Raw genomic sequence first — 2,908 nt, forward strand, 5'->3', positions numbered from 1 at the left:
TGCGGAGGTGGGACAACGAAATCGAATTCTAACGAATTACCGATTTCTGTCCCACTCTCTTTTTATGGGTTTATACTTTATCTTTTGAGGTTGAGCTTGTGTCTGAATCCTTGCTAGTTGAAGAATCACTCTTCGAGGAATTACTTCCTTTACGAGTTTCAGCTCCATCAGCAGAGTATTCGTTTACAAAGATTTCCTTACGTAGTTCAAGGAAGCTTTCATCACTAAGGATATAACGCCCTTCTTTGGTTTTTGTCAATTCCAAGGTGTACTCACGCGGTTCGATGTACCCAAAATCTTCGTTCAAACGATCAAAGGCATAGTAGAATAAGAAGTTGTTCAATAAAGACAAACGTTTTTCTAGATCTGGATCTGTGTTGTCTTCTAATTTTTTAACATCTTCAATTCCGTTTTCAAACAGACTAGATTTTGCGCGGTTGATCAAGTTAGCCAAGTCACGTGTTGCAATTGCACGAGATTTGAAGGTAACCGTCGCAATATCTCCTTCGTCTTCAACCTTGGTGATTTCATAGTCATCACCGATTGTTGCTAACACTTTAAAGCGAGCTTGATCAAATAATTCCAAGATTTTTTCTGGAGTGAATGTTTCGGTTGTGAGTTCAAGCGTGAAGTTTTCTGCTGGTAAATATTTTGATGCATTTTCATCAACAAATTTTTCGGTAATTTGTTTTTTCCACTTGTCAACTGACGTTCCCATCAAGGTTGTGAAACCAGAAGAATGGTCCGTGAAGATGGCACGAAGAATGATATCTCCATCTTTCTCAATTTGTTTTTTTGTTTTTTCTTCTTTTGATTCACTAGATTGTTCTACCTTGTCCTCTTTGGCTGCTTTTTTCTCAGTAGCTGGTTTTGACGAACAAGCTGCCAACAACAACAAGCAAGCTGGTAAGACACCATATTTTACGAGCTTTTTCATAAGTTCTCCTTATTTTTTATAGATTATGTTCATTATACCAAAAATAGCCCCCCTGAACATTCTTAGACAAGTCTATGTAAAGAAATTGTAATATTTTGTCTCTCCTTCGTAATAAAAAAGAGGCTGGGACAAAAGTCCTAGCCTCTCAATTGTCTTTGGATTGTCGAGCAAGACGCARTRGTTGAGTGGGCTCTACTACGCTGATTTCATCAGCTTTTACAGCCCTACTCAACTGTGCGGAGGTAGGACGACGAAATCGAATTCTAACGAATGACCGATTTCTGTCCCACTCTCAATAGCCTATAGCATGGGCGCAAATAACTGCATAATTTCCTTGATCAAATGCTGGTACCAGGTGATCCGGAAAGTGTCCAACTGGATCTGCTGAGACACAGAGAAAATCTCTTCAAAATCCGCTCGGATCTTGGTCAATTCTGGGCTTCGATACATCCAGACAGCATTCTCATAGTGATGGACTAGGCTCCGATAGTCAAAGTTGATGGTCCCGACTACTGCGACTTCGTCATCGGCCAATACTTGCTTGCTATGGATAAAGCCTGGAGTGTACTCATAGATTTTCACCCCTGCTTCCATCAGGTCTGGATAAGCCCCTCGTGTAACGATTTGGATCAGTTTTTTATCCGGAATGTAAGGGGTCACGATGCGTACATCGACACCACGGAGAGCCGCATTTCGAATATCTTCTGTCAAATCATAATCAATGATTAAATAAGGGGTCGTAATGTAGACATAGTCTGTTGCCTGATTGATGATATTCTGATACACAGACTTACCAACCTGGGACTTGTAGATGGGTTTCGGTCCACTCCCAAAGGGGATATAGAAGCCTTCTCCATCTACCGCTTGGTTTTCCATATGGTATTTATCGAAATCTTCAATCTCTCCCTGGTTGATGTACCAGTTCATGAGAAAGAGTCGCGTCAAGGCCTTGACGGCTCGGCCGTCCAAGCGCACTGCACTATCCTTCCAATGACCGAAGCGTTCTCTCTGGTTGATATACTCATCCGCTAGGTTAACGCCACCTGTATAGCCAATCTGGCCATCAATGACCAAGATCTTGCGGTGGTCTCGATTGTTATAAGCCGCCGTCAATCGTGGCACCACCTTGTTAAACTTATGGGCATCAATGCCTAATTTGCGCAAGCGTCTGGTGTAGTTTCCCTTCAGGGTCGCCATACAGCCAATATCATCGTAGAGCAGCTTCACTTCGACCCCTTCTTTGACTTTCTCAAGTAGGATCTCTAGGATGCTGTTCCACATGAAACCTTCCTCGATGATATAGAATTCAAGAAAGATAAATTTCTTGGCTGAGCGCAAATCCTCTAATAGTTGTGGGAGCATCTGGTCCCCTAGTGGGAAAAAGGTCGAAGCCGTCCCGTTGTAGAGGTCTGCGTTGTGGTCCATGGACAGAATAGACTTGACCATCCCATAGACGCTCTTACTCTCTTCTTTCAATTGCAGGCGAAGCTCACGGCTGTTGTCCTCACGGAAATTCATGGACTCCATATTTTCCAACTGGACCATTTCTTTTTTGGACAGGCGCCGCTCCCCAAACATGAGGTAAAGAAGGGAACCAAAGACAGGGATGACGGCAATCAGGAGCCAGGTCACCTTGCTCTCTGGAGGCATATTTCGGTTGACGATCGCCAAAATGGTCGAGATATACAAGAGAACCATGATGGTGACAGACATCCAATTTGGGAACCATTCATTTAGCCAAAAGAAGGCCGCAAAGGACAGCCAGAGTTCAAACCCCATAAAGAGGATACTGAACCCATATTTGGACATTAACAATCGAATCTTTCGAAAACTCACCCTCATTCTCCTTCTTTTATAATCCCTACTAGTATACCAGTTCTAAGAAGGGAGCGCAAACCCGATAAAATGAAAAAAGAGAGTGGGACAGAAATCGGTAATTCGTTAGAATTCGATTTCGTCGTCCCACCTCCG

General features: G+C 43.0%; 2 protein-coding genes. Both read right to left on the minus strand.

Annotated features, from left to right (window positions below; all coding sequences use genetic code 11):
• Nucleotides 1–70: 70 nt before the first annotated feature.
• Nucleotides 71–937, minus strand: a complete 867-nt coding sequence (locus tag ADH49_RS08770; RefSeq protein WP_048691742.1) for a hypothetical protein — start codon at nt 935–937, stop codon at nt 71–73.
• Between the two features lie 300 nt (nt 938–1,237).
• Complete coding sequence (cls, locus tag ADH49_RS08775) at nt 1,238–2,773, minus strand: cardiolipin synthase (protein WP_048691745.1); 1,536 nt, start codon at nt 2,771–2,773, stop codon at nt 1,238–1,240.
• Nucleotides 2,774–2,908: the final 135 nt, after the last annotated feature.

Source organism: Streptococcus sp. 400_SSPC (genome assembly GCF_001072745.1).
Classification (GTDB): domain Bacteria; phylum Bacillota; class Bacilli; order Lactobacillales; family Streptococcaceae; genus Streptococcus; species Streptococcus xiaochunlingii.